Annotated in this window: 20 protein-coding genes and 1 riboswitch; of the genes, 8 read left to right on the forward strand and 12 right to left on the reverse strand. The window is 28.8% G+C overall.

What is annotated here, in order from left to right; genetic code table 11:
• Positions 1-35 precede the first annotated feature (35 nt).
• The 4 genes from dapD to E0E45_RS17320 are packed head-to-tail and all read right to left on the reverse strand — an operon-like array spanning position 36 to position 3,544.
• Positions 36-740 carry a 2,3,4,5-tetrahydropyridine-2,6-dicarboxylate N-acetyltransferase gene (gene dapD, locus E0E45_RS17305; protein WP_130892281.1) on the reverse strand — a complete coding sequence of 235 codons (705 nt, stop codon included), beginning with the start codon at positions 738-740 and terminating at the stop codon, positions 36-38.
• Positions 737-1,450, reverse strand: coding sequence for a 4-hydroxy-tetrahydrodipicolinate reductase (gene dapB / locus E0E45_RS17310; RefSeq protein ID WP_130892282.1), 714 nt, complete (start codon positions 1,448-1,450; stop codon positions 737-739). Before dapB ends, dapD begins: the two co-directional genes overlap by 4 nt.
• Positions 1,441-2,328: a 4-hydroxy-tetrahydrodipicolinate synthase gene (dapA, locus tag E0E45_RS17315; protein ID WP_130891437.1), complete on the reverse strand. Its 888-nt coding sequence runs from the start codon at positions 2,326-2,328 to the stop codon at positions 1,441-1,443. The genes dapB and dapA overlap by 10 nt, the downstream gene beginning before the upstream one ends.
• Positions 2,329-2,338: 10 nt before the next feature.
• Complete coding sequence (locus E0E45_RS17320; RefSeq protein ID WP_130892283.1) at positions 2,339-3,544, reverse strand: aspartate kinase; 1,206 nt, start codon at positions 3,542-3,544, stop codon at positions 2,339-2,341.
• 345 nt (positions 3,545-3,889) lie between these two features.
• On the opposite strand from E0E45_RS17320, the gene E0E45_RS17325 reads away from it, so the two are divergent.
• Entirely contained in the window at positions 3,890-4,243 is a 354-nt protein-coding gene (locus E0E45_RS17325; protein ID WP_130892284.1) for an MliC family protein, read from the forward strand.
• A 179-nt stretch (positions 4,244-4,422) separates the two neighbouring features.
• Here E0E45_RS17325 and E0E45_RS17330 read toward each other — a convergent pair whose 3' ends face one another.
• Complete coding sequence (locus E0E45_RS17330; protein ID WP_130892285.1) at positions 4,423-5,766, reverse strand: Na+/H+ antiporter NhaC family protein; 1,344 nt, start codon at positions 5,764-5,766, stop codon at positions 4,423-4,425.
• A gap of 20 nt (positions 5,767-5,786) precedes the next feature.
• A complete protein-coding gene (megL, locus tag E0E45_RS17335) occupies positions 5,787-6,974 on the reverse strand; it encodes a methionine gamma-lyase (RefSeq protein ID WP_130892286.1) in 1,188 nt (395 codons plus the stop codon).
• A gap of 185 nt (positions 6,975-7,159) precedes the next feature.
• Between megL and E0E45_RS17340 the strand changes: the two genes are divergently transcribed.
• Positions 7,160-8,599 carry a PLP-dependent aminotransferase family protein gene (locus E0E45_RS17340; RefSeq protein WP_130892287.1) on the forward strand — a complete coding sequence of 480 codons (1,440 nt, stop codon included), beginning with the start codon at positions 7,160-7,162 and terminating at the stop codon, positions 8,597-8,599.
• Positions 8,600-8,658: 59 nt separating this feature from the next.
• Here the strand turns inward: E0E45_RS17340 and E0E45_RS17345 are convergent, their stop codons facing one another.
• From E0E45_RS17345 to kdpF, 6 genes are all read right to left on the reverse strand, one after another.
• Positions 8,659-10,212, reverse strand: a complete 1,554-nt coding sequence (locus tag E0E45_RS17345) for a glycine betaine ABC transporter substrate-binding protein (protein WP_197730064.1) — start codon at positions 10,210-10,212, stop codon at positions 8,659-8,661.
• A 20-nt stretch (positions 10,213-10,232) separates the two neighbouring features.
• Positions 10,233-11,384: an ABC transporter ATP-binding protein gene (locus E0E45_RS17350; RefSeq protein ID WP_130892289.1), complete on the reverse strand. Its 1,152-nt coding sequence runs from the start codon at positions 11,382-11,384 to the stop codon at positions 10,233-10,235.
• An 85-nt stretch (positions 11,385-11,469) separates the two neighbouring features.
• Complete coding sequence (gene kdpC / locus E0E45_RS17355) at positions 11,470-12,039, reverse strand: potassium-transporting ATPase subunit KdpC (RefSeq protein ID WP_130892290.1); 570 nt, start codon at positions 12,037-12,039, stop codon at positions 11,470-11,472.
• A 17-nt stretch (positions 12,040-12,056) separates the two neighbouring features.
• Positions 12,057-14,111: a potassium-transporting ATPase subunit KdpB gene (gene kdpB, locus E0E45_RS17360; protein ID WP_130892291.1), complete on the reverse strand. Its 2,055-nt coding sequence runs from the start codon at positions 14,109-14,111 to the stop codon at positions 12,057-12,059.
• Between the two features lie 6 nt (positions 14,112-14,117).
• Positions 14,118-15,743, reverse strand: a complete 1,626-nt coding sequence (gene kdpA, locus E0E45_RS17365; RefSeq protein WP_130892292.1) for a potassium-transporting ATPase subunit KdpA — start codon at positions 15,741-15,743, stop codon at positions 14,118-14,120.
• Positions 15,744-15,756: 13 nt separating this feature from the next.
• The gene (gene kdpF / locus E0E45_RS18125) at positions 15,757-15,834 is read right to left on the reverse strand and encodes a K(+)-transporting ATPase subunit F (RefSeq protein WP_081462978.1); all 78 of its coding nucleotides are present in this window, start codon (positions 15,832-15,834) and stop codon (positions 15,757-15,759) included.
• Positions 15,835-16,294: 460 nt separating this feature from the next.
• A riboswitch (cyclic di-AMP (ydaO/yuaA leader) is annotated at positions 16,295-16,429 on the forward strand.
• Positions 16,430-16,511: 82 nt separating this feature from the next.
• On the opposite strand from kdpF, the gene E0E45_RS17375 reads away from it, so the two are divergent.
• Genes E0E45_RS17375 through E0E45_RS17400 form a run of 6 tightly spaced genes read left to right on the forward strand, consistent with a single transcriptional unit; the run spans position 16,512 to position 22,008 of the window.
• A complete protein-coding gene (locus tag E0E45_RS17375) occupies positions 16,512-18,365 on the forward strand; it encodes an ATP-binding protein (RefSeq protein ID WP_130892293.1) in 1,854 nt (617 codons plus the stop codon).
• 19 nt (positions 18,366-18,384) lie between these two features.
• On the forward strand, positions 18,385-18,762 hold the full coding sequence (locus E0E45_RS17380) for a response regulator (protein ID WP_130892294.1): 378 nt from the start codon (positions 18,385-18,387) through the stop codon (positions 18,760-18,762).
• Positions 18,759-19,430 (forward strand): response regulator, encoded by a 672-nt coding sequence (locus E0E45_RS17385; RefSeq protein WP_130892295.1) that lies wholly within the window; start codon positions 18,759-18,761, stop codon positions 19,428-19,430. The genes E0E45_RS17380 and E0E45_RS17385 overlap by 4 nt, the downstream gene beginning before the upstream one ends.
• A 5-nt stretch (positions 19,431-19,435) precedes the next feature.
• On the forward strand, positions 19,436-19,861 hold the full coding sequence (locus E0E45_RS17390; protein WP_130892296.1) for a potassium channel family protein: 426 nt from the start codon (positions 19,436-19,438) through the stop codon (positions 19,859-19,861).
• A complete protein-coding gene (locus E0E45_RS17395; RefSeq protein WP_130892297.1) occupies positions 19,862-20,524 on the forward strand; it encodes a potassium channel family protein in 663 nt (220 codons plus the stop codon).
• Complete coding sequence (locus E0E45_RS17400) at positions 20,521-22,008, forward strand: TrkH family potassium uptake protein (protein WP_232044150.1); 1,488 nt, start codon at positions 20,521-20,523, stop codon at positions 22,006-22,008. The genes E0E45_RS17395 and E0E45_RS17400 overlap by 4 nt, the downstream gene beginning before the upstream one ends.

The following is a 22,008-nucleotide window of genomic DNA, read 5'->3' on the forward strand; positions in this document are numbered from 1 at the left end:
GGAGTTCTCTATAAATTCTTCTCTATCCTTTCCTCCTATTTTCTCAAATCATCTACTAACTGTGTCTTTCTTAATGTTTTTTCATCTACATTTTTTATTATTCTGGCTGGGTTCCCTGTAACTACTGCTCCAGCTGGTACATCTTCAAGGACTACTGCCCCTGCTCCAACAACTGCTCCTGTTCCTATTCTTACTCCTTCTATGATTACAGCATTAGCTCCTACAAGAACACCATCTTCTATCACTACAGGTTTAGCTGAAGGAGGTTCTACTACTCCTGCAAGAACTGCTCCTGCTCCTATATGGCAGTTTTTTCCAACTGTTGCTCTTCCACCAAGAACTGCTCCCATATCTATCATAGTTCCATCTCCAATAATAGCTCCTATATTTATTACTGCTCCCATCATGATAACTGCATTATTTCCTATAGCTACTTTATCTCTTATTACTGCTCCTGGCTCTATTCTTGCATTTATATTTCTATAGTCTAAAGTTGGCACTCCTGAATTTCTTCTGTCATTTTCAATATAATAATCTGTTATATCAGCTGTATATACTTCTAAGACTCTATTTATTTCATCTGATTCTCCAATCAAAATATATGAACCATTTCCTCTAAAGACTTGCGCTGTAGTTTCTAAATTCTCTATATTTCCATTTATATATGCTTTTACTGGGGTCCTTTTCTGTGAATTTCTTATAAAGGCTATTATCTCTTCTGCTGTATTTAAATTTGTCATCTTTCCTCCTGATTTTTAAAAATATCTTTCATAGTATATAGCCCAGCTTCTTTTCCAACAAGAAACCTAGCTGCTTTTAAAGCTCCCATGGCAAATATCTTTTTAGACATTGCTGTATGTTTTATCTCTATAATTTCATCTTCTCCACAGAAAAGAACTGAATGTTCTCCAACAATAGTTCCCCCTCTCAAAGAATGAATTCCTATCTCATTTCTCTCTCTTTTACTGTTTCCTTCTCTACCATACTGTTCTCTCATCTCTTCAGTACAGCTCCTTTCTATGGTTTCAACTAAAGTTTTAGCTGTGCCACTTGGAGAATCTACTTTTTTATTATGATGTTTTTCTATTACTTCTATATCATAATTTTCATAGAGTACTGGAACTATTCTTTCAAGAATATCGTTTAAAAGATTTACTCCTAAAGACATATTTGAAGATAGAAGTACAGGTATTTCCTTTACAGTTTCTTCTATTTTCCTCATTGTTTCATTTGAATATCCAGTAGTAGCTACAATCAGAGGAATTCTTTTATTCTTTGAATAATCTAAAAGAGCATCCAACCTTGAATAATGAGAAAAGTCTATTATTATATCTCCTGTTTCATCAGTTAATTCATCTGCAAAACCAGTTATCTTTATATCTTCATAACCTTCTGCTATTTCTTTAAGGAGTCTTCCCATTGCTCCAGTTCCATGTATTATTATTTCCATCCTGTCACCTCATGAGCTATTAAAATATCTGTAAGTTTTCTTCTATTTGCCTCCTCCATTACTCCTAGAGGAAGTCTGCAGTTCCCCACTTCATATCCAAGAAAGTTCATAGCTTCTTTTATTGGAGCTGGATTTGTTTCAAGAAAGAGAGCATTTACAAGATCATTATATTTCAGTTGTAATTCTCTAGCTTTTTTTACATCTCCCTTTAGAAATGAAACTGTCATATCATGACTTATATCAGGAATTATATTAGCTGATACAGAAATGACTCCCTTTCCTCCTAAGGAAAGAACTGGTACTACCATGTCATCATTTCCAGAATAGATATCAAGCTCTGGAACTTCTCTTGCTACCTCTGCAACATATGATATATTTCCACTGGCTTCTTTCAGAGCTGTAATATTTTCTATCTGTGCCAGTCTTTTCAAAAGCTGTATAGATAAATTTACCCCTGTTCTTGAAGGAACATTATACATTATTATAGGAATTTTAACTCCTTCTGCTATTGCTTTGTAGTGTTCATATATTCCGTTTTCATTTCCTTTGTTATAGTAAGGAGTAACTACTAAAAGTCCATCTACTCCTAATCTTTCTACTCTTTTGCTAAATTCTGCAGCATGTCTGGTATCATTTGACCCTGTTCCTGCTATTACAGGTATTCTATTATTTATTATATTGACTGTAAATTCTATTACTGAAATTTTTTCTTCGTCATTGAGAGTACTTCCTTCCCCAGTAGTCCCAGTTACTATTATTGCATCTGTATGATTTATAACATGAAATTCAAGTATTTCTCTAAGTCTTGAGTAATTTACCTCACCATTTTCATCAAAGGGAGTTATGAGGGCAACTCCCGATCCTGTGAACAATTCCATTTGTTTCCTCCTAAAGTCCAAATTCTATAGCAGCTGATTCTACAGCTCTGTTTATTAAATTTCTGTCTATACTGCATGATATACTTATTTCAGAAGTAGTTACTTGATAGAACTCTACTCCAGCACTGCTCAATGCTGAAAAAAATCTTCCTGCAATTTCAGAATTATTTATCATTCCAATTCCTACCACTGATATCATTCCTAGATTATCCTGATATTCTATCTCAATTTCTGGATATCTGCTTCTTATCTGTTTCACTACCTGATCCAGCAGATATTTTTCTCCTAAAGTACAGCTGAATGATATATCTGTCTTTCTGTCTCTGCTTATATTTTGAGTAATCATATTTATATTCAGTCCGCAATTATTTATTGTTGAAAATATCTCTGCTATCTTCTCTGCTGAATAATCTATATTTGAGATTGTTGTTACAATTATTTCATTTGCTATACTAAGTCCAGTTACTAATTTTTCTTCTAAAGCACTATCTTTTTCCATGATATATGTTCCTCCTGTTTCGCTTAAACTTCTTCCCACAAAAATTGGTATATTAAACTTTTTTCCTAATTCCACTGCTCTTGTTTCCATTACTCCTGCACCAAGGTGCGCCATCTCCATCATCTCCTCATATGAAATCTTATCCAGTAATTTTGCATCTTTATATCTTCTAGGGTCTACACTGTATATCCCTTCCACATCTGTATATATTTTGCATTCACATCCTAAAGCAGCTGCCAGAGCCACTGCACTTGTGTCTGATCCCCCTCTTCCCAGAGTTGTTATATCTCCATCTTCATTAACTCCCTGAAATCCAGTTACTATGACTACTTTCCCATCTTTCAGGTGACTCTCTATTCTCTCTACATCTATACTTTTTATCTTACTCTTTGTATGTATCCCCATAGTTTTTACATTTGCTTGAGAACCTGTAAGTGATACTGCCTTTTCTCCTTCAGCATTCAATGCTATAGCTAGAAGCGTCACTGTTTGTTGTTCCCCAGTTGACAAGAGAGAATCAAGCTCTCTCTGATCAGGATTTGAAGAAATTTCATTAGCCATCTTTATTAAAGCATCTGTTGTCTTTCCCATTGCTGAAGCAACAACAACGATTTCATCATACTTTTCCTTCTTCAACTTACTGATATACCCAGAAATCGCTTTTATCTTTTCTATTGTTGCTACACTTGAACCACCATACTTTAATACTACTCTCATAAAAAATCTCCTTTTAAAGTATTTTTGTTAACTTTATTTAATTTTATATTAAAATAAAAGATAAATATAGCAATCAAATTTAAATAAATAATATTCATTAAAAATTCTAAATTATTAATAAAATATTAGATTTATTAAATAAAAATTATTCATATAAATAGAATTTCAACTTTGTATCTGTATAATCATTATTTAAATATAGATGATAATTTCATAAAAATATATTCGTAATAATAAAAAAAGTATATAAAATATTATAAAAATTATTTTAATTTTATATATTGAAAATTTTATGTAAATATGTTATATAATAAATACTTATATAACTGATTTTAGGAGGATAGTATGAAAAAAAGTTTTATAATTTTAGGAATGATATTAGTTATTGTAGGATGTGGAAAAGAGGTTGAAAAAAAAGAAGAAAAAATTAAAATCGAACAGAATATTCCAGCAAATGAAAAAGAATTAGTAACTTTTAAAAGAGAAGATAATAAAGAAATAGTAACTTTAGAATCTTCAAACTATTTTGAAACAGGAATATTGACAATTGGAAATAAGAAAATAGAAATGGTAGAAGCTGTAAGTGGTTCAGGAGTTAGACTTGTTTCAAAAAATAACGAGATAGAAGTACATTTTAAAGGAAAAGAAGGTATTTTGTCACTAGATGGAAAAGATATTAATTTAACTGTAGAAGAATAAAAAATATAAAATACCATAATATATTTGTTGGTTATCAGTAAAAATTAGAAAATAAATAGAAGCATTTGGGGTGCCAACTGAACCACAGTATTAAAAACAGTATGACATTAAACCTTCATTGATATACATATGATACAATGGGGTGAAATTAATTTCACCCCATTTATACATATTGATATTTAATTAGCTTTTACTTTATTTTTATCTAATCTAGCAATAATTTTTTCATTGATAGAGAAGAATATAAATATAGCTGTGAATATAAATAACAGAAGTTGATACCATAATAAAGGAATCACATCTAGTGGAGAAACTTTACCAGCTGTAAATCCTAGAAGAATAAGCATTTGAGCTCCATAAGGGATAAGTCCCTGGAATATACAAGAGAAGATATCCAATATAGCAGCACTTTCTCTAAGATCAACATTATATTTTTGACATATTCTTTTAGCAATAGAACCATTTATAATTATAGCAACAGTATTATTAGCAACTGCCATATCTGTTACTGCAACTAATAGGCCAACACCAATTTTAGCACTTTTCTTGCCAACTATTATTTTTTGTATCTGTTCAATCAGCCATTGGATACCGCCAGCCTTTGTAGACATAGCAGCCAGACCTCCAGTTAGCAATGAAAGAAGGAATATTTCATTCATACCTAGAAAACCACTGTATATTTCATTTGTTAAAGAAAGTAAAGTAAAATCTCCATGAGCCAATCCAATTATTCCTGAAAGGAATATACCACTAGTAAGAACAACAAAAACATTTAGTCCTGTAATAGCTAAAATAAGGACTACAAGATATGGAAGTACTTTCAAGAAATTATATGTAAGAACTTCTATGTGAGGAATATGATCTGGCTTTCCAAATATTAAGAGAAGAATAATTGTAATAATAGCAGCTGGAGCAGCTATATATAAGTTAACTCTAAATTTATCTCTCATTTCTACACCTTGAGTTTTTGTAGCTGCAATAGTTGTATCTGATATAACAGAAAGATTATCTCCAAACATAGCTCCACCCATAACAGCAGCTAAAATCAAAGGAAGTGGAACTCCACTTTTTTCAGCTAGTCCGACTGCAATAGGAGTGATAGAAACTATAGCTCCTACAGAAGTACCAGTAGCAGTAGATATAAAAGAAGCTATTATGAATAATCCTGCTGCAATATAATGAGCAGGGATATATGTAAGTCCCATATTTACAGTAGCATCTACTCCACCCATGGCTTTAGATACACCTGCAAATGCTCCTGCAAGTAAATAAATTATACACATTGTAATTATATCTTGATGTCCACATCCTTCAAGAAAAGTATCAAATTTTTCTGTGATAGTTCCTTTAAATAATATGAAGGCAAAGATAATACCTACAAAAACAGCAACTGGTGAAGGTAATTGATAGAATGCCATTGCTACACCCTTCATTTGAAGCACAATACCTGTTCCAAGATAGATGACAACAAATATTAGAAGGGGAATTAATCCTATAAAACTTGGTTTAGATTTGTTCTCCATATAGACCTCCCATTATATCTCTATATTTTGCTGAGACCGTATTCCAAATCTGCAATAATGTCTTCAATATTTTCAAGACCAACAGATAATCTTACTAATCCATCAGTTATTCCAGCTTCCATTCTTTCTTCTTTAGTATAAGGAGAGTGAGTCATAGAAGCAGGATGTTGAATTAGAGTTTCAGTGTCTCCAAGAGATACAGCCAAAGAACATAGTTTTAAATTATTTAGAAGAATCTTTCCAGCTTCAAATCCACCTTTTAGTTCAAAAGACATGATTCCACCAAAAGCGTCCATTTGTTTTGCTGCAATTTCATGACCTGGATGAGATTTTAGTCCAGGGAAGTAAACTTCAGCAACTTTATTATGAGCTGCTAGGAATTCAGCAACTTTCATAGCATTTTCACAATGTTTTTTCATTCTTACTTCAAGAGTTTTCATTCCTCTGATTATTAAATATGCTTCCATAGGTCCTAAAACTGATCCTGTCATATCTTTTATCCCAACTAATCTTATTTGATCAATTAAATCTTTTCTAGAAATAACAATACCTGCAATAACATCTCCATGTCCATTTAAATATTTTGTAGCTGAGTGAACAACTATATCAGCTCCTAATTCAATAGGTCTTTGGCAGTAAGGAGTAGAGAATGTATTATCAACAATAACTAGTGTATTTGGATTAGTATGAGCTACCTCAGCTATTGCTTTTATATCAACTATTTTCAAGTTAGGATTTGCTGGAGTTTCTAAATAAACAGCTCTAGTGTTAGGCTTCATAGCTTTTTTAACAGCTTCAGCATCTGCAGTATCAACAAAACTTACTTCAATTCCAAATCTTGATAATCCATGATTAAAGAATGCAAAAGTACATCCATAAAGTGTTTTGTCAGAGATAATATGATCTCCAGCTTTTAATATAGTCCACATAACAGAAGAAATAGCTCCCATACCAGAAGATGTAGCAACAGCTGCTTCTCCATGCTCTAATTGTGCTATTTTATCTTCTAATACAGTAGTAGTAGGGTTTCCAAGTCTTGAATAGATGTATCCTGGTTCTTCTAATGCAAATCTTTTCCCACCTTGTTCTGCTGAGTCAAATACGAAAGTAGAAGTTTGAAATATAGGTACAGCTAATGTACCATAAGGATTTTTACAGCTACCTCCATGAATACTTACAGTTCCAAATCCAGCTTTTTTGTTTTCCATAATAATTCCTCCTTAAAAACGTTAAGTATATGTTTTAAATATATAATATAAGAATAAAACGCTTTGTTATAATACGATTTTATTATATAATATAAGAAAAATCAAACATTTGACTTCAAAAGTGTCTTATGACACTTTGAATAAAATACTTTTAGAATACCTCAAAATGGGAGGAAAATATTATTATGAATGAGAAAATAATTAGGAATATAGGAACTAATTTTTATACTCAACTGTATGAATTATTAAAAGCTGAAATAATTACAAAAAAAATGAAACCTGATTCAAAATTTTATTCTGTAAGACAGACAGTTATCAAGTTTGATGTGAATATCAATACAGTTTTAAGGGTTTACAGAATGCTTGAAGAAAATGGATATATATACTCAATAAAAGGAAAGGGATGCTTTGTAAAAGAGCATTCAGATTTTACTATTAGTGATAAAGTCATTCCTATTATGGAAAGCTTCAGATATGGACAACAGAATGAACTTCCTGAAATAATTTTTTCCAATGGAACTCCATCAAAAGATTTCTTTCCAGTAGAAGTGTATCAGAAACTTTCTGAAAAAGCAATAAGAGATTGTGGAAAGGAGCTGTTTGGGTATCAAAATGTACAGGGATTAACTAGTTTAAGGGATGCTTTGGCTGATTATCTTGAAAAAGATGATATTTTTGTAGAGAGAGAAGATATAATTATAACATCTGGAACACAACAGTCTTTAGATATAGTGGTTAAAGCTTTTGGATGTCATCCTGTAAAAACAATAGTTATATCCAATCCTACCTATCCAAATGCAATAAATTTTTTAGGTGATGTATGTAACATCAAGACAATGGATATTGAAAATGATGGATGGGATATGGAAAAATTTGAAGAGATGATAAAAAAAGAAAAGATACATATGGTTTATGTAATATCCAATTTTCAAAATCCAACAGGAATAGTATGGTCAGATGAGAAGAAAAAAAGACTTATTCAACTAGCAGAAGAATATGATTTTTATATAATAGAGGATGATTGTTTTTGCGAATTTTATTATGATGATAATAAAGTATATTCAATAAAAAGTATGGATAAAAGTGGAGAGGAAAGAGTTATATACATAAGAACATATTCAAAGATGTTTATGCCTGGAATAGCTTTAGCTTTTATGATTCCTCCAAGAAAATTTATGGAGAAGTTTGTGTTGATAAAATATGGACTTGATCCCAATACACCAGGATTAAATCAGAAAATATTAGAATATTTTATAACAGAAGGTCATCTTGACAGGCATTTAGAAGAATCTAAAAAAATACTGGCAGCTAAATTTCAAAAAATGCTTTCTTTACTTTTAAAAATACCACATATAAAAATATTGAATATACCAAGAGGTGGTTTTTTTATTTGGGTAGAGCTGGCGGACTATATTGATGGAGAAAAATTTTATTATAAATGTAAATTGAGAGGACTTTCTATATTACCAGGAAGTATATTTTATTATAATAAAAGAAATTCCTGTAAGATAAGAATAAGTTTTTTATCTACAACTATGGAAGAGATTGAAACAGGGATAAAAATAATGGAAAATGTTCTCATAAATTGTGAAGGAGCAAAGAAGATTACAGGAAAAAAAGTATAAAAATAAAGAGAAAATCTCTTCTGATAATATCTTTTATAAAATCAGAAGAGATTTTTATTTTAAGGAATAAGATTATTTTTTAATAAAAATTCATGAGCTACATCTTTAGGATCTTTTCCTTCAACATCTACCATATAATTCATAGCTCGCATATCCTCATCACTAATTAAACCATCTAATTTTGAAAACAAAAGTTTTAATTCAGGATATTTTTTAAAAAGATCAATTTTCATTAAATTTACAGCATAGAAAGGAGGAAAAAATCCGAGATCATCCTTTAAAGGAACTAATGATAATTTTTTCAAAAGAGCATCAGTAGAAAAAGCATCAATAACATCTACTTCATCATTAGCAATTGCCTGATATCTAACTGTTGCACCAAGATTTTTCACTTCTTTAAAATTTATTCCTAATTTTTTTTCCATGCCTAACAACCCATCTTCTCGTTGAATAAATTCAGAAGTGCAACCTAAAGTCAATATATTTGAAATATTTACAAGATCAGAAAGATTTTTTAATTTATATTTTCTAGCAGTGTTTTCAGTTGTACTCATCACATAAGTATTATTAAATCCAATAGGTTTTGAAATAAGAACATTAAAATTTTTCAAAAGACCATCATATGCTGTTTGGTATACTGTTTCTGGATCAGAAACAATAGGTTTTTTAAGAAAGTTAGCTAAAATAGTTCCAGTATATTCTACAAAAATATCAATTTCATCATTTTTAAGTGCAGCAAAAGCAAAATCGGCTCCATTTAGATTAAATCTTTTGATGACTTTTATATCAGTATTTTTTTCTATCAATTCACTATAAATATATCCTAAAGTAAATACTTCAGTAAAATTAGTTGTTCCTATTGTTATTATTCTTTCATCTTTTTCAAAATATTTATTTAAATTTATACTTAGAGGAATAAAAAATATAATAAAAGAGATAGAACAAATAATAATTTTTTTTATGAACAATTGATGTTTAGTAAGTTTGTTTATTTCTTCGACTGGTTTTAGACCTTCTGGAGTTATTATCGCTTCAAGATTAGCTAATATATAATCTATTAAAAGAGCTAAGATAGAAGCTGGAATAGCACCTAAAAGAACCATATTTATATTTAAGCCTATTAGTCCCATATTGATAAACCATCCCAAGCCCCCAGCTCCAGCAAATGCTGCTATAGTCATAGTTCCAACAGCTGCAACAGCAGATATCCTTATTCCAGCCATGATAAATGAGGCTGCTATTGGGAGTTCTATCTTAAATAATATCTCTAATGAAGATAGACCAATTCCATAAGCAGATTCTAATGTTTTTGAATCAATGCTTTTTAAACCTGTATATGTATTTTTTATGATTGGAAGTAAAGCATAAATGATAACCATTAAAATAGCTGGTTTTTCTCCAATACCAACAAACGGAACAGAAAAAGCTAAGAGAGCAATACAAGGAATAGATTGTAATAAATTGGCTATTCCAATGATTATGCTAGCTAAAAGTTTATTTTTAGTTATAATTATACCAAGTGGTATACCTATAAGTAAAGAAATCAATACAGACATTGTTGTCATAGATATATGTTCTAAAAGTCTTTCAATAACATCTGCTCTCCTAATCATAAACAAGTTAAAGAAATCATTCATATTGTTTCGCCTCTCTCTACTATATCATTTTTTTCATTAATCTTTGTATATTGTTTACTTAAAGTAGCTAAAAGAATGCTTTTAGTAAGAAAACCAGTTAGAACATTTTCATGATTAATAACAGGAATAACTCCAGAGATATCATAGTCAATAGTATTCAATATTTTATGAAGGCTTGTATTCTCATAAACAGATACATAATCTTGAGAAATATACTGTTCTAATGGAATACTATAGTCATTGAAATTTAAAATATCTTTAAGATAGATTATTCCTATAAGTTTATTTTCATCTGTAACTAAAATGCTATCAACAGTATTATGCTTCATTATTTGTACAGCCTGGAAAGTAGTTCGTTCTTTAGAAATTTTAAATGGATTTTTTTTCATAATATCTATTGCTTTAATAAATTCTGGATTACTCCATAGTTTATTTTTTCCAATAAAATCTTCTACATAGGAATTGACAGGATTTTTTAAAATATATTCAGGAGTATCACATTGTACTATTTTTCCATTTTGAATTATACAGATTCTGTCAGCTAGTTTTATGGCTTCATCCATATCATGGGTTACAAAAATTATTGTTTTTTTTTCATTTTTTTGTAATTTATATATTTCATCCTGAAGTTCAGCTCTGGTAACTGGGTCAAGAGCTGAAAAAGGTTCATCCATAAGAATAATATCAGGATCGTTGGCAAAGGCTCTTGCAACTCCGACCCTTTGTTTTTGTCCACCACTAAGTTGGATAGGATAGGAGTCTCTAAAAGTAATAGGATCAAGATTGACCATTCTTAATAAGTTATCAATATGCCTATTTAATTTTTCTTTTTCTAAGTTTTTATTATCCAATATAATTGAAATATTTTCTGCAACAGTCAAATGAGGAAAGAGACCTCCTTCTTGGACAACATATCCTATTTTTTTTCTTAGAGCAGTATTTTTTATATTAGATATAGAAATACCATCTATTAAAATAAAACCATCATTTATTGTTTGTAATTTGTTGATAGTTTTTAAAAGAGTTGTTTTTCCACAACCACTTGATCCAATTAATATGAAAAACTCACCAGATTTAATTTTTAAATTTATATCTATAAGTACAGGTTTATTTTTATAAGACTTATATACATTTTTAAATTCTATCATTAATACCTTCCTTAATAAAAAATGTTAAAGTATAATCTATGATAATAACTTTAAAAATTATTATCATAGATTAATAAGGTTTAGACTATTTTGTTAATTCATTTAAAGCTAAGTTTAATTCTAAAACATTAACCATATTATTATTTATATTATTTTTTATTAATTCTATGATTTTTTCCTCAGAAATATTATTAGCTTTAGCAATTCTTTTAGTTTGTATCATTGCACCTTGAATTGATATGTTAGGATCTACTCCTGAACCAGAAGCTGTTACCATATCAACAGGAATTTCTTTCGTTTTTAATTCTGGATTATCATTTAAAAGTTTTTCAATTCTATTTTTTAAATTTTCAGAATATGCAGGATTACTTACTGCTAAGTTTGAACCTCCAGAAGCAGGTAGTGTTTCAGCTTCTTCTTTAGAGTTATATGTATTATAGTTGTAAGCTGATGGTCTTCCATGAAAATATTTTTCACTTGTAAAAAGCTGACCTATATATTTACTTCCTATGGCTTGTCCATTTTTATAAATAATACTTCCATTTGCACTATCTTTAAAGAATGTTTGAGCAAAGACATTTATTATAACAGTATAAACAGCAGCAATTATAAATAGAACAATAGTAACATGAATACCTTTTTTTATTAAGTTCATTTTATTTCCTCCTATAATTACATTCCTAAAATTGAAAGGAATGGAGTAACTATTAAATCAATTAATTTTATTCCAATAAATGGAACTATAATTCCACCAAGTCCATATATACCTAAGTTTTTAAGCAGCATTATTTGTACATTCATAGGTTTATATTTAACTCCTTTTAATGCAATTGGAACTAGGAGTGGAATAATAATTGCATTAAATATTAATGCTGAAATTATTGCACTTATAGGAGAGGAAAGGTGCATAACATTAAGTTTTTCCATCTGTGGAATAGCAGTTATAAACATAGCAGGGATAATAGCAAAATATTTAGCTACATCATTGGCTATACTGAATGTAGTAAGTGCTCCACGAGTTATTAATAATTGCTTACCTATTTCTACAACTTCAAGAATTTTTGTAGGATTAGAATCTAAATCTACCATATTAGCAGCTTCTTTGGCAGCAATAGTACCACTGTTCATTGCAATACCTACATCAGCTTGTGCAAGTGCAGGGGCATCATTAGTTCCATCTCCTGTCATAGCTACTAATTTACCTTGAGATTGTTCTCTTTTTATAACTTCAATTTTTTCTTCTGGTGTACATTCAGCCACAAATTCATCTATTCCAGCTTCTTTAGCTATTGTTTCAGCAGTTAAAGGATTGTCCCCAGTACACATGATAGTTTTGATTCCCATTTTTCTTATATTATTAAATCTTTCTTTAAGTCCTGGCTTAACTGTATCCTTTAAATAAATAACACCATAAATTTTACTGTCAACAGCAAGTACCAAAGGAGTTCCGCCAAGTCTTGAAATTTTATCAATTATACTATCAAGATCTTTAGGAATGGTTCCATTTTGTTCCTGAACGAATTTTTTAATTGAAGATCCTGAACCTTTTCTAATTTTTTGGCCATTTTCCAGATTTATTCCACTGGTTTTTGTTTGAGCACTAAAATCAATAAATTCAGCTTTATCAAAATCTTTTTCAGTTAAGATGACACCAAATTTTTTACTTAATTCTACAATAGACCTTCCTTCTGGAGTTAAGTCTTTTAATGAAGAAATAGCAGAATATTTTATCATTTCGTCTTTAAGAATTCCTTTCACAGGGAAAAATTCATCAGCAAGTCTATTACCAAATGTAATAGTTCCAGTTTTATCTAAAATAATTGTATTAATATCACCACAAGTTTCAACGGCTTTACCAGACATAGCAATGACATTAAATTTATTTACTCTATCCATACCAGCTATACCTATGGCTGAAAGCAGCCCTCCAATTGTAGTTGGAATTAAACAGACAAGTAAAGCAATAAGTGTAGATAAAGGAAGATGAACTCCAGCATATAATCCCATTGGAAATAAAGTTACAATAACTACTAAAAATATAAGAGTCAAACCTACCAATACAGTATTTAGAGCAATTTCATTAGGAGTTTTCTTTCTCTCAGCGCCTTCAACAAGGCTAATCATTTTATCAAGAAAAGATTCTCCACTAGAAACAGATATTTGAACCTTGATTTTATCACTAACTACACGAGTTCCCCCAGTAACTGATGAAAAATCTCCGCCAGCTTCTTTGATAACAGGGGCAGATTCCCCTGTTATGGCTGATTCATCTACAGATGCTATTCCTTCAATAACAACTCCATCATTTGGAATAAGTTCTCCAGTATTTACAATAACAATATCTCCTTTTTTCAGAGAGCCAGCATCAACCTTTTCTATACTATTATCATCCTTTAAAAGATTGGCAGATGTTTCTTTTCTGGTTTTTTTCAAACTGTCAGCTTGTGCTTTTCCTCTTCCTTCAGCAATAGATTCAGCAAAATTCGCAAATATTACAGTGATAAAAAGAATAAATGAAATAATTCCATTGAATACTCTCAAATCAGCTTCATTTTCTGTAAATAATGTAGGACTAACAGTTAAAATTAATGTTAGAAAAAAACCTATTTCAACAACAAATATAACAGGATTTTTAATTAAAATTCTAGGATTAAATTTTTTAAAAGAATCAATTAAAGCTTTATTTATTATATCTTTAGAAAAAGATTTAATTTGTTTTTTACTCATAGTTAATTACCCCCAGATGCTCAAATGCTCTGCAATAGGTCCCAAAGCCAAAGCAGGTAAAAATGTAAGAGCACCAATTATCAAAATTATAAAAAATAAAATAAAAGAAAAAGTCAGATTATCTGTTTTAAATGTTGATGCATTAACAGGGACAGGTTGTTTTTTATAAAGTGAATATCCGACTATTACCATTAATATCATACTTATATATCTTCCTAAAAGCATTACTATTCCTGTCATTATATTCCAAAATGTAGTTCCATCTCCAAGACCTTCAAATCCAGAACCATTATTAGCAGCACTTGAAGTATATTCATACAGTACTTGAGATATTCCATGGAATCCAGAATTTGTGATTCCAGAAGTACCTAAATCATTAATAAGGGATAAAGCACTTGGAACTAATATTATAATTGGATGAATTAATATTAAAAATGTTATTATCTGCATTTCTTTAGCTTCAAGTTTTTTTCCAAAGAATTCAGGAGTTCTTCCAACCATAAGTCCGCATAAGAAAACTCCAAACATCATATACATGATGATATTCATGAATCCAACACCTTTTCCTCCAAATATACAATTTAGCATCATATTCCATAGAGGCATCATTCCTCCTATTGGAGTTAAAGAGTCATGCATATTATTAACACTTCCTGTAGTAAAGGATGTTGTTATATCTGTAAATAAAATTGAAGCAATAAGCCCAAATCTCATTTCTTTACCTTCCATATTGATACCATTTATACCATATTGTGAAAACAATGGAACTCCTTGTTTTTCAAAGTGATATAACATGAAAAAAGAAAAAAGAAATAAAGCAAATATTGGTAAAAATATAAACCAACCTTGTTTTTTATTTTTAGCAGCCATTCCAAATCCTATAATAATAGCCCCTGGAATAATCATCATACACATCATCTCAATATAATTTGTATATAGTGAAATATTTTCAAAAGGATGTGATGAATTAGCTGAAAAAATTCCACCACCATTTGTACCCAAATGTTTTATAGCTTCCCAAGCAGCCGAAGGTCCTAAAGTAACTACTTGATACTGTCCTTCTAGTGTTTTTACTATTGTTTGAGTATCAAAAGTTTGAGGAGTGCCTAAAATAACTAAGGAAATTCCAACAATTATTGATAAGGGAAGTAAAAGTCTAGTTATTGACTTTGTTAAATCTTCAAAGAAATTACCTAATCTGATTTTCAATATTCCTCTAATAATTGCCATAGATATAGCAAGACCACTTGCTGCAGATGTGAACATTAAGTTTATTAAAGCTAATCTTGACATTGTTCCATTTAACCATTCACCAGAATAATGCTGCAAATTTGTATTAGTAACAAAACTTACTGCTGTATTAAAAGCCAATGAAGGAGAAGAACCATCCAAAGCTAGAATAATATATGTTAAAATAAGCATAATTAAGTTAGTTCCTAAAAAGGCTGCAATATAAGTTCTAAGACTCATATTTTCATTTCCTGTAACTTTAAATATAACTTTTTCCATTTTAGAAAATAAAGAATCATAAATTGTTTTCTCGTGCAGAATCAATTTTGATATATGTTTTCCAATAGGAATTATCAATAAAATAAAAACAATAAGAAAAATAAATACATTTAATAAAGACATCTAAAATCCCTCCCTAAAATTTTTCTGGTTTAAATAAAGCATAAAATAAATAACAAAACAAAAAAAATATAATGACACCTAAAATTATCATTTTCCATTCCTCCTTAATATTTATAAATATATAAAAATATTTTAAAAATAGTATTTTTATATATGAAAATACTATTTTTTTGACAAAAATAGACAAAACAAAAACTGCTGTTAATGCTTAAAAATATTTGAGATTTAAAAAACTAAAAATCTCAAAATATAAAAAAATATTAAGACAAAAAGAGCAGCTGGTAGTAAAGAAAATAATTTTCTCATGTTATTAAACGCCTCCAATTAAAAAATTAAAATAAAAATAATAATGGTGAAAAAATTATTTCTATTAACAAAGAGGTTTCATAGCTATGAATATTATCACTAACCTCTCATAAAAGTCAATATATATTTTTTAAAATTTAATTAATTATTTTTTGCTATACTATAAAAAGAGATATAAAATTTTTTTTATGTAAAAAAACTTGACTTTTACTTTTTTTAGGAGTATTATTAAAAAAAAATTGAATAATACCAAATCGCTTAGTTTATTTTATTGAATAAAGCGGGGGAACCATTATTTTGGGGCGTATTTCCATTTAGGAATAGGATACTTTTCAATCCGAGCCCGTCAGCTAACCTCGTCAGCGTTGAAAAGAGCCTGGGTTTGTTTATTAGAACACCATGACTTTTTTTGTTGTGGTGTTTTTTAATTTTAAATAACAAAGAGGCAAATGGTGAAAGAAAATGAAAATAAGTATTAAAAGTGTTAAAATGAGAGTTTTTTTAATTTTTATAACAGTCTTGGTAATTTTAACTTTAAACAGTTTATGGGCTGTTTTCAATTTTAATATTTTAAATAACTCAATTGAAAGAATACTGGATTCTAATTATAAAAGTATAGTTGCAGCCCAAAGTATGACAACAGCAGTAGAAAGACAAGATAGCCTACAGTTATCTTATATTTTTACAAGAGATGAAAAATATATAATAGATTTCATGAAAAATGAATCACAATTTTATGATTTTTTAAAAAATGCTCAGGACAATATAACAGAAACTGGTGAAAGGGAAATAGTAATCAATCTTGGTGATTCCTATGAAGAATACATAAAATCATTTTATAATTTTATGAAAATTGAAGATATAGGAGAACAAAGAAATTTTTATTTTAAAGAGGTCTTTCCTAAATTTGAAAAGATAAAGAATATTTCCAAGAAATTATTAGAAATCAATCAGGATTCTATGGTGGCAAAAAGATATGAAGCTGGAAAAATAGCAGAGAAAGCTACATTTTTCACAATAATGGTAGCAGCAGTTACAATATTTTTAGGAATGCTGATAATTACTTATCTTATTAAAAAGATTTTGAGTCAATTTCAAATTTTTATTGAAAAGATAGAAGGAGTATCTAAAGAAAACTATTCACAAAGAATACCAGCAGATTTAGATAAGGAATTTAATGAATTAGGAATTGCATTTAATCAAATGGCAGAAAAATTGAATAATTATAAAAACATAAATATAAAAAAAATAATGACAGAAAAAAGTAAAGCAGAAGCTATTGTTGAAAGTATAAATGATGGAATAATTGTAACTGATAGAGAAAACAAGATACTTCTTGTTAATAATGCTGCTGAAAAACTTTTGAATGTAAAAGAATCAGAATTATTAGATAAACCATTTTTTACAGCAATTCCAAATAAAAAAATATATGAAAGTATTAATGAAGTTCTAACTAACAGGGAAATAAAATCTACTTTTAAACAATTGGAATTATCTTTAAACTCTGATTTGGAAAAAAATACTTATTGTAGAGTTTTTATAAATTCTATAATTGGAAAAAATAAAGAAAATTTAGGAATAGTAACTTTATTGCAGGATATAACAAAGATGAAAGAAATAGATCAGATGAAATCAGATTTTGTATCAACAGTTTCTCATGAATTTAGAACTCCTCTCACATCTATGGGGATGGCTGTAGAGCTTTTAGCAGATGGTTCCATGGGAGATATAAATGAAATGCAGAAAGAACTTTTGAAAGTAATAAAGGAAGATAGTGAAAGATTAAATTTTCTTATTAAGGATCTTTTAGATCTTTCAAGATTGGAATCTGGGAAAACTCATATGAAATTTGAAAAAAATAATATTAAAGTAATTATAGAAACAGCAGTAAATTCTTTGAAAAATCTTTCTGGAAATAAGAATGTAAAAATTGAAATTAAAAATATGAAAGATTCACTTTTTGTTTTAGCTGATATAAATAAAATTATATTAGTATTAACCAATCTCATAACAAATGCAATAAAGTATCGAAGTGAAGAAAGAGAAGGACATATAATAATAGAAGCTTTTAAAAGAGAAAAAAATATAGTTGTTTCTGTAGAAGATAATGGGAAAGGAATACCAGAAGAATATTTAGAAAAAATATTCAATAAATTTATACAAGTTAAAGTTTCTAATGATGGAAAAATAGAAGGAACTGGGTTAGGTCTTTCTATATGTAAAGAAATTATAAAAGCTCATGGTGGAGAAATATGGGTTAATAGTGTTTTGGGAAAAGGAAGTACTTTTTATTTTTCATTAAAAAGTATAGATTAAAATTGGGAACAGGAGAAAAATGTCAAAAAAAATTCTTATTATAGATGATGAAAAAAATATTCTACTAACTTTAAATTTGATATTAAAAAATGAGGGATATGACGTTTTTGTTGCTTTTGACAGTTTAGAAGGTGTAAGAAAAGCAGGAGAGCTGAGGCCAGATTTAATATTATTGGATATATGTTTACCAAAGGCAGATGGATATTCTGTATGCAGATCTCTAAGATGTGATGTTGATCTTAAAGAAATTCCAATAATATTTATGAGTTCAAAACATGGAGAAAATGATATAGAAGAAGCTTTTGATGCAGGTGGTGATGACTATATATTAAAACCTTTTAGTAAAAAAGAAATATTAGAGGTTATTGAGAGAAATATAAACAAGGGGGAAAAATGAAAAAAAAGATATTAATTACAGATGATGAAAAAAATATTAGAACTACTTTAAATTGTTGTTTAGCTGCTGAAGGTTTCGAAATAGAAACTGCAGTTAATGGAACGGAAGCATTAAATATGATTTTAGAGCAAAAAAAGAATTATGACTTGATATTGTTGGATATTAAAATGCCAGATATGGATGGAATGGAAGTTTTGAGGAAGTTAAGATCATCAGATAATAAAACTAATATTATTATGATGACTGCATATGGAACTATAAAAGAAGCTGTAGAAGCAATGAAGTTAAATGCTATTGATTTCATAAGTAAACCGTTTACTCCAGAACAAATAAGAGTATTAGTAAAAAAAGTATTTTCAAGAGAAGAATTAAAAGAAGAAAAGCTTGAAACATATGAAGACTATATAGAATATGCAAAACTGAATATAATTGGAAAAAATTTTGAAAAAGGAGAAAATCTTTTAAAAATAGCAATTGGAAAAAGCATTAACTCTCCAGAAGCTCATAATTTACTGGGAGTGATTGCTGAATGTAAAGGAAAAATAGGAGAGGCCCAAAAGCAATATCGTGCTGCTCTAGCTTTGGATTCCTCTTATGAGCCTGCTGCAAGGAATTTAGAAAGAATAACTGAAATGGATTATTCCAGTGAAGACATAAAATTAGGATAGAAGATATGAATAAGATAGAAAAAGATTATGTAATAATTGTGGGATGTGGGAGATTTGGTTCAAGTGTAGCAGAATATCTCTCAAAAAAAAGAAAAAGTATTGTTATAATTGATAAAAATGAAGATAAATTTAGTTCTTTATCAGAAAATTTTAGTGGGTTCACAATAGAAGCTGATGGAACTGATGAAGATATACTTATTGCAGCAAATATTGAAAAAGCAGGTGTTTTACTAGCTACAACTAATGATGATAATACTAATATTATGATAGCACAAATAGCTAAGAAAATTTATAATGTTCCAAATGTTATTGTTAGAATATTTGATCCAAGTAAACATGAAATTTATGAAAAATTTGAAATAAAGACTATAAGTCCTACTCTATTATCAATGAAAGAATTTAAAAATTTAATTATAGAGGAGAATGAATAAATGAATATTACTATTGTAGGAGAAGGAAAAGAAATTGATTTTCTTATAAAATCATTTATTTCTAAAGGGCATAGTATTACTTTAGTAATAAATAATAAAGAAATATGCAGAAAATTTTCAAGAGAATATGAGAAGATAGATGTTATATATGGTGATGCAACAAAACCAGCAATTTTAGAAGATGCAAGAGCTATATTTTCAGATATTTTAATTGTTCTCACTCCCCATGATCCAGATAATTTAATCATTTGTCAAATAGCTCAAAAATTATATGGAATTTCTAAAACTTTTACAGTTGTAAATGATCCTAAAAATATTCAAATCTTTAAAAAATTAGGAGTAAAAAATATTATAAGTACTGCTAATATGATTTCTTCTTTGATAGAACAAAAAATTTCTATTGAAGATATAACTAATCTAATTTCATTAGATGAAGGTAAACTATCTATTTTTGAAATAAAAATACCTGTAAACAGTCCAATAATAGGAAAAAAATTATGTGAAATAAAAGTTCCAAATAGTGCAGTTATTGGATGTATTTTAAGAAAGGAAGAAGTAGTTATTCCCAGGGGAGATACTGTTATTTATTATGAAGATAAACTAATTGTTTTGTCTTTGCCACATGAACAATCTCAACTATTTAATATACTATTAGGAGAATGATGACATTGACTGGAGTGGATATATTAATAAAAAGATATAAAGTTATTTTAGGTTACACAGGAACTATTATTATGGGAATAGGATTTGCTTTATTGACACCATTAATAACTATATTTTTTTTCCAGTATTCCTTTAGAGAGGTTTTTTCTTTTTTGATAACAGCTACTATAACAATTTTAATAGGATTAAAATTAAGAAGATTCACAAGTAAACAAGAGAATATAACTATTTCAATTCAAGAGGGTGGAATAATAGTTTTATTTTCATGGATAGGAACTATTTTTATCTCAGCACTTCCATTTTTAATTGCTGGGGAATTAAACTTTATTCAATCAGTTTTTGAAGTGGTCAGTGGTTATACAACAACTGGACTATCTGTTGTAAATGTTTCTGTAATTTCACCAATGTTTTTGTTGTGGAGAAGCATAATGCAACTTTTAGGAGGAGTTGGGCTAATTGTTATAATGCTTTCTGCTATTATTGGTCCACATGGAGTTGGGTTATATAATGCTGAGGCAAGATCAGATAAAATTGTTCCAAATATAAAAAAAACTGCAGTTATGATAATAATAATATATTTAAGCTATATATTTGCTGGAATTCTTTTGTATATAATAGCTGGAATGGGAATTTTTGATGCTATAAACCATTCCATTGCAGCAGTATCTACTGGAGGATTTTCAACTAAGGCAGAAAGTATTGGTTACTATAATAGCCCTGCAATAGAATTGATTACAATTATTTTAATGATTGCAGGAACAATAAATTTTGCAGCACATGCTATTTTATGGAAAGGAAAAATAAAAGAATTTTTTAGTATTGGGGAATTTAAGATGATGATATTTATGCTTTCATTTTTTATCCCTTTAATTTTGTACTTTACAACATTTAATATGTTTTCTGATTTATCTAAAAGTGTAAGAGTAGCATTTTTTGAAATAGTATCAGGAATTTCAACTACTGGCTTCTCTACTGTTTCATATAATAATTGGAATGATTTTGGAATATTCATACTTATTTTAATGATGATTGTAGGTGGAGGAACAGGATCCACTGCTGGAGGAATAAAACAATATAGAGTATATGTTCTTTTAAAATCATTATGGTGGAATATTAAAAGTTATATTCTTCCAAGAAATATTGTTAAGGAATATTCTGTTAAAAGGCCTGATGGAAGATTTTATGTAAGTGATAAACATATTATAGAAATATGTTCAGTAACAACTGTATATATTATTAGTTTTTTAATATTTGTAATTATTTTAATGGCTCATGGCTATGGATTGAAAGAAAGCATGTTTGAAATTGCATCTTGTCTAAGTACAGTAGGTTTATCTATGGGGATAACTTCTCCAGAGGCTCCTAATATGGTATTAGTAACTGAAATAATAGCTATGTTTTTAGGAAGATTAGAATTTATTGTTATTTTTTATTCTATTTTGAAAATAATAAAAGATTTTAAATTTATAAATGAAAAAAATTAA

The sequence above is a fragment of the Fusobacterium ulcerans ATCC 49185 genome (assembly GCF_900683735.1).
GTDB classification, from domain to species: domain Bacteria; phylum Fusobacteriota; class Fusobacteriia; order Fusobacteriales; family Fusobacteriaceae; genus Fusobacterium_A; species Fusobacterium_A ulcerans_A.

Bases quoted from the DNA above. Each gene is read 5' to 3' on its own strand.
- dapD (WP_130892281.1), bottom strand. From the start codon at position 740: ATGACAAATTTAAATACAGCAGAAGAGATAATAGCCTTTATAAGAAAT.
- dapB (WP_130892282.1), bottom strand. From the start codon at position 1,450: ATGGAAATAATAATACATGGAACTGGAGCAATGGGAAGACTCCTTAAA.
- dapA (WP_130891437.1), bottom strand. From the start codon at position 2,328: ATGGAATTGTTCACAGGATCGGGAGTTGCCCTCATAACTCCCTTTGAT.
- E0E45_RS17320 (WP_130892283.1), bottom strand. From the start codon at position 3,544: ATGAGAGTAGTATTAAAGTATGGTGGTTCAAGTGTAGCAACAATAGAA.
- E0E45_RS17325 (WP_130892284.1), top strand. From the start codon at position 3,890: ATGAAAAAAAGTTTTATAATTTTAGGAATGATATTAGTTATTGTAGGA.
- E0E45_RS17330 (WP_130892285.1), bottom strand. From the start codon at position 5,766: ATGGAGAACAAATCTAAACCAAGTTTTATAGGATTAATTCCCCTTCTA.
- megL (WP_130892286.1), bottom strand. From the start codon at position 6,974: ATGGAAAACAAAAAAGCTGGATTTGGAACTGTAAGTATTCATGGAGGT.
- E0E45_RS17340 (WP_130892287.1), top strand. From the start codon at position 7,160: ATGAATGAGAAAATAATTAGGAATATAGGAACTAATTTTTATACTCAA.
- E0E45_RS17345 (WP_197730064.1), bottom strand. From the start codon at position 10,212: ATGATTAGGAGAGCAGATGTTATTGAAAGACTTTTAGAACATATATCT.
- E0E45_RS17350 (WP_130892289.1), bottom strand. From the start codon at position 11,384: ATGATAGAATTTAAAAATGTATATAAGTCTTATAAAAATAAACCTGTA.
- kdpC (WP_130892290.1), bottom strand. From the start codon at position 12,039: ATGAACTTAATAAAAAAAGGTATTCATGTTACTATTGTTCTATTTATA.
- kdpB (WP_130892291.1), bottom strand. From the start codon at position 14,111: ATGAGTAAAAAACAAATTAAATCTTTTTCTAAAGATATAATAAATAAA.
- kdpA (WP_130892292.1), bottom strand. From the start codon at position 15,743: ATGTCTTTATTAAATGTATTTATTTTTCTTATTGTTTTTATTTTATTG.
- kdpF (WP_081462978.1), bottom strand. From the start codon at position 15,834: ATGATAATTTTAGGTGTCATTATATTTTTTTTGTTTTGTTATTTATTT.
- E0E45_RS17375 (WP_130892293.1), top strand. From the start codon at position 16,512: ATGAAAATAAGTATTAAAAGTGTTAAAATGAGAGTTTTTTTAATTTTT.
- E0E45_RS17380 (WP_130892294.1), top strand. From the start codon at position 18,385: ATGTCAAAAAAAATTCTTATTATAGATGATGAAAAAAATATTCTACTA.
- E0E45_RS17385 (WP_130892295.1), top strand. From the start codon at position 18,759: ATGAAAAAAAAGATATTAATTACAGATGATGAAAAAAATATTAGAACT.
- E0E45_RS17390 (WP_130892296.1), top strand. From the start codon at position 19,436: ATGAATAAGATAGAAAAAGATTATGTAATAATTGTGGGATGTGGGAGA.
- E0E45_RS17395 (WP_130892297.1), top strand. From the start codon at position 19,862: ATGAATATTACTATTGTAGGAGAAGGAAAAGAAATTGATTTTCTTATA.
- E0E45_RS17400 (WP_232044150.1), top strand. From the start codon at position 20,521: ATGATGACATTGACTGGAGTGGATATATTAATAAAAAGATATAAAGTT.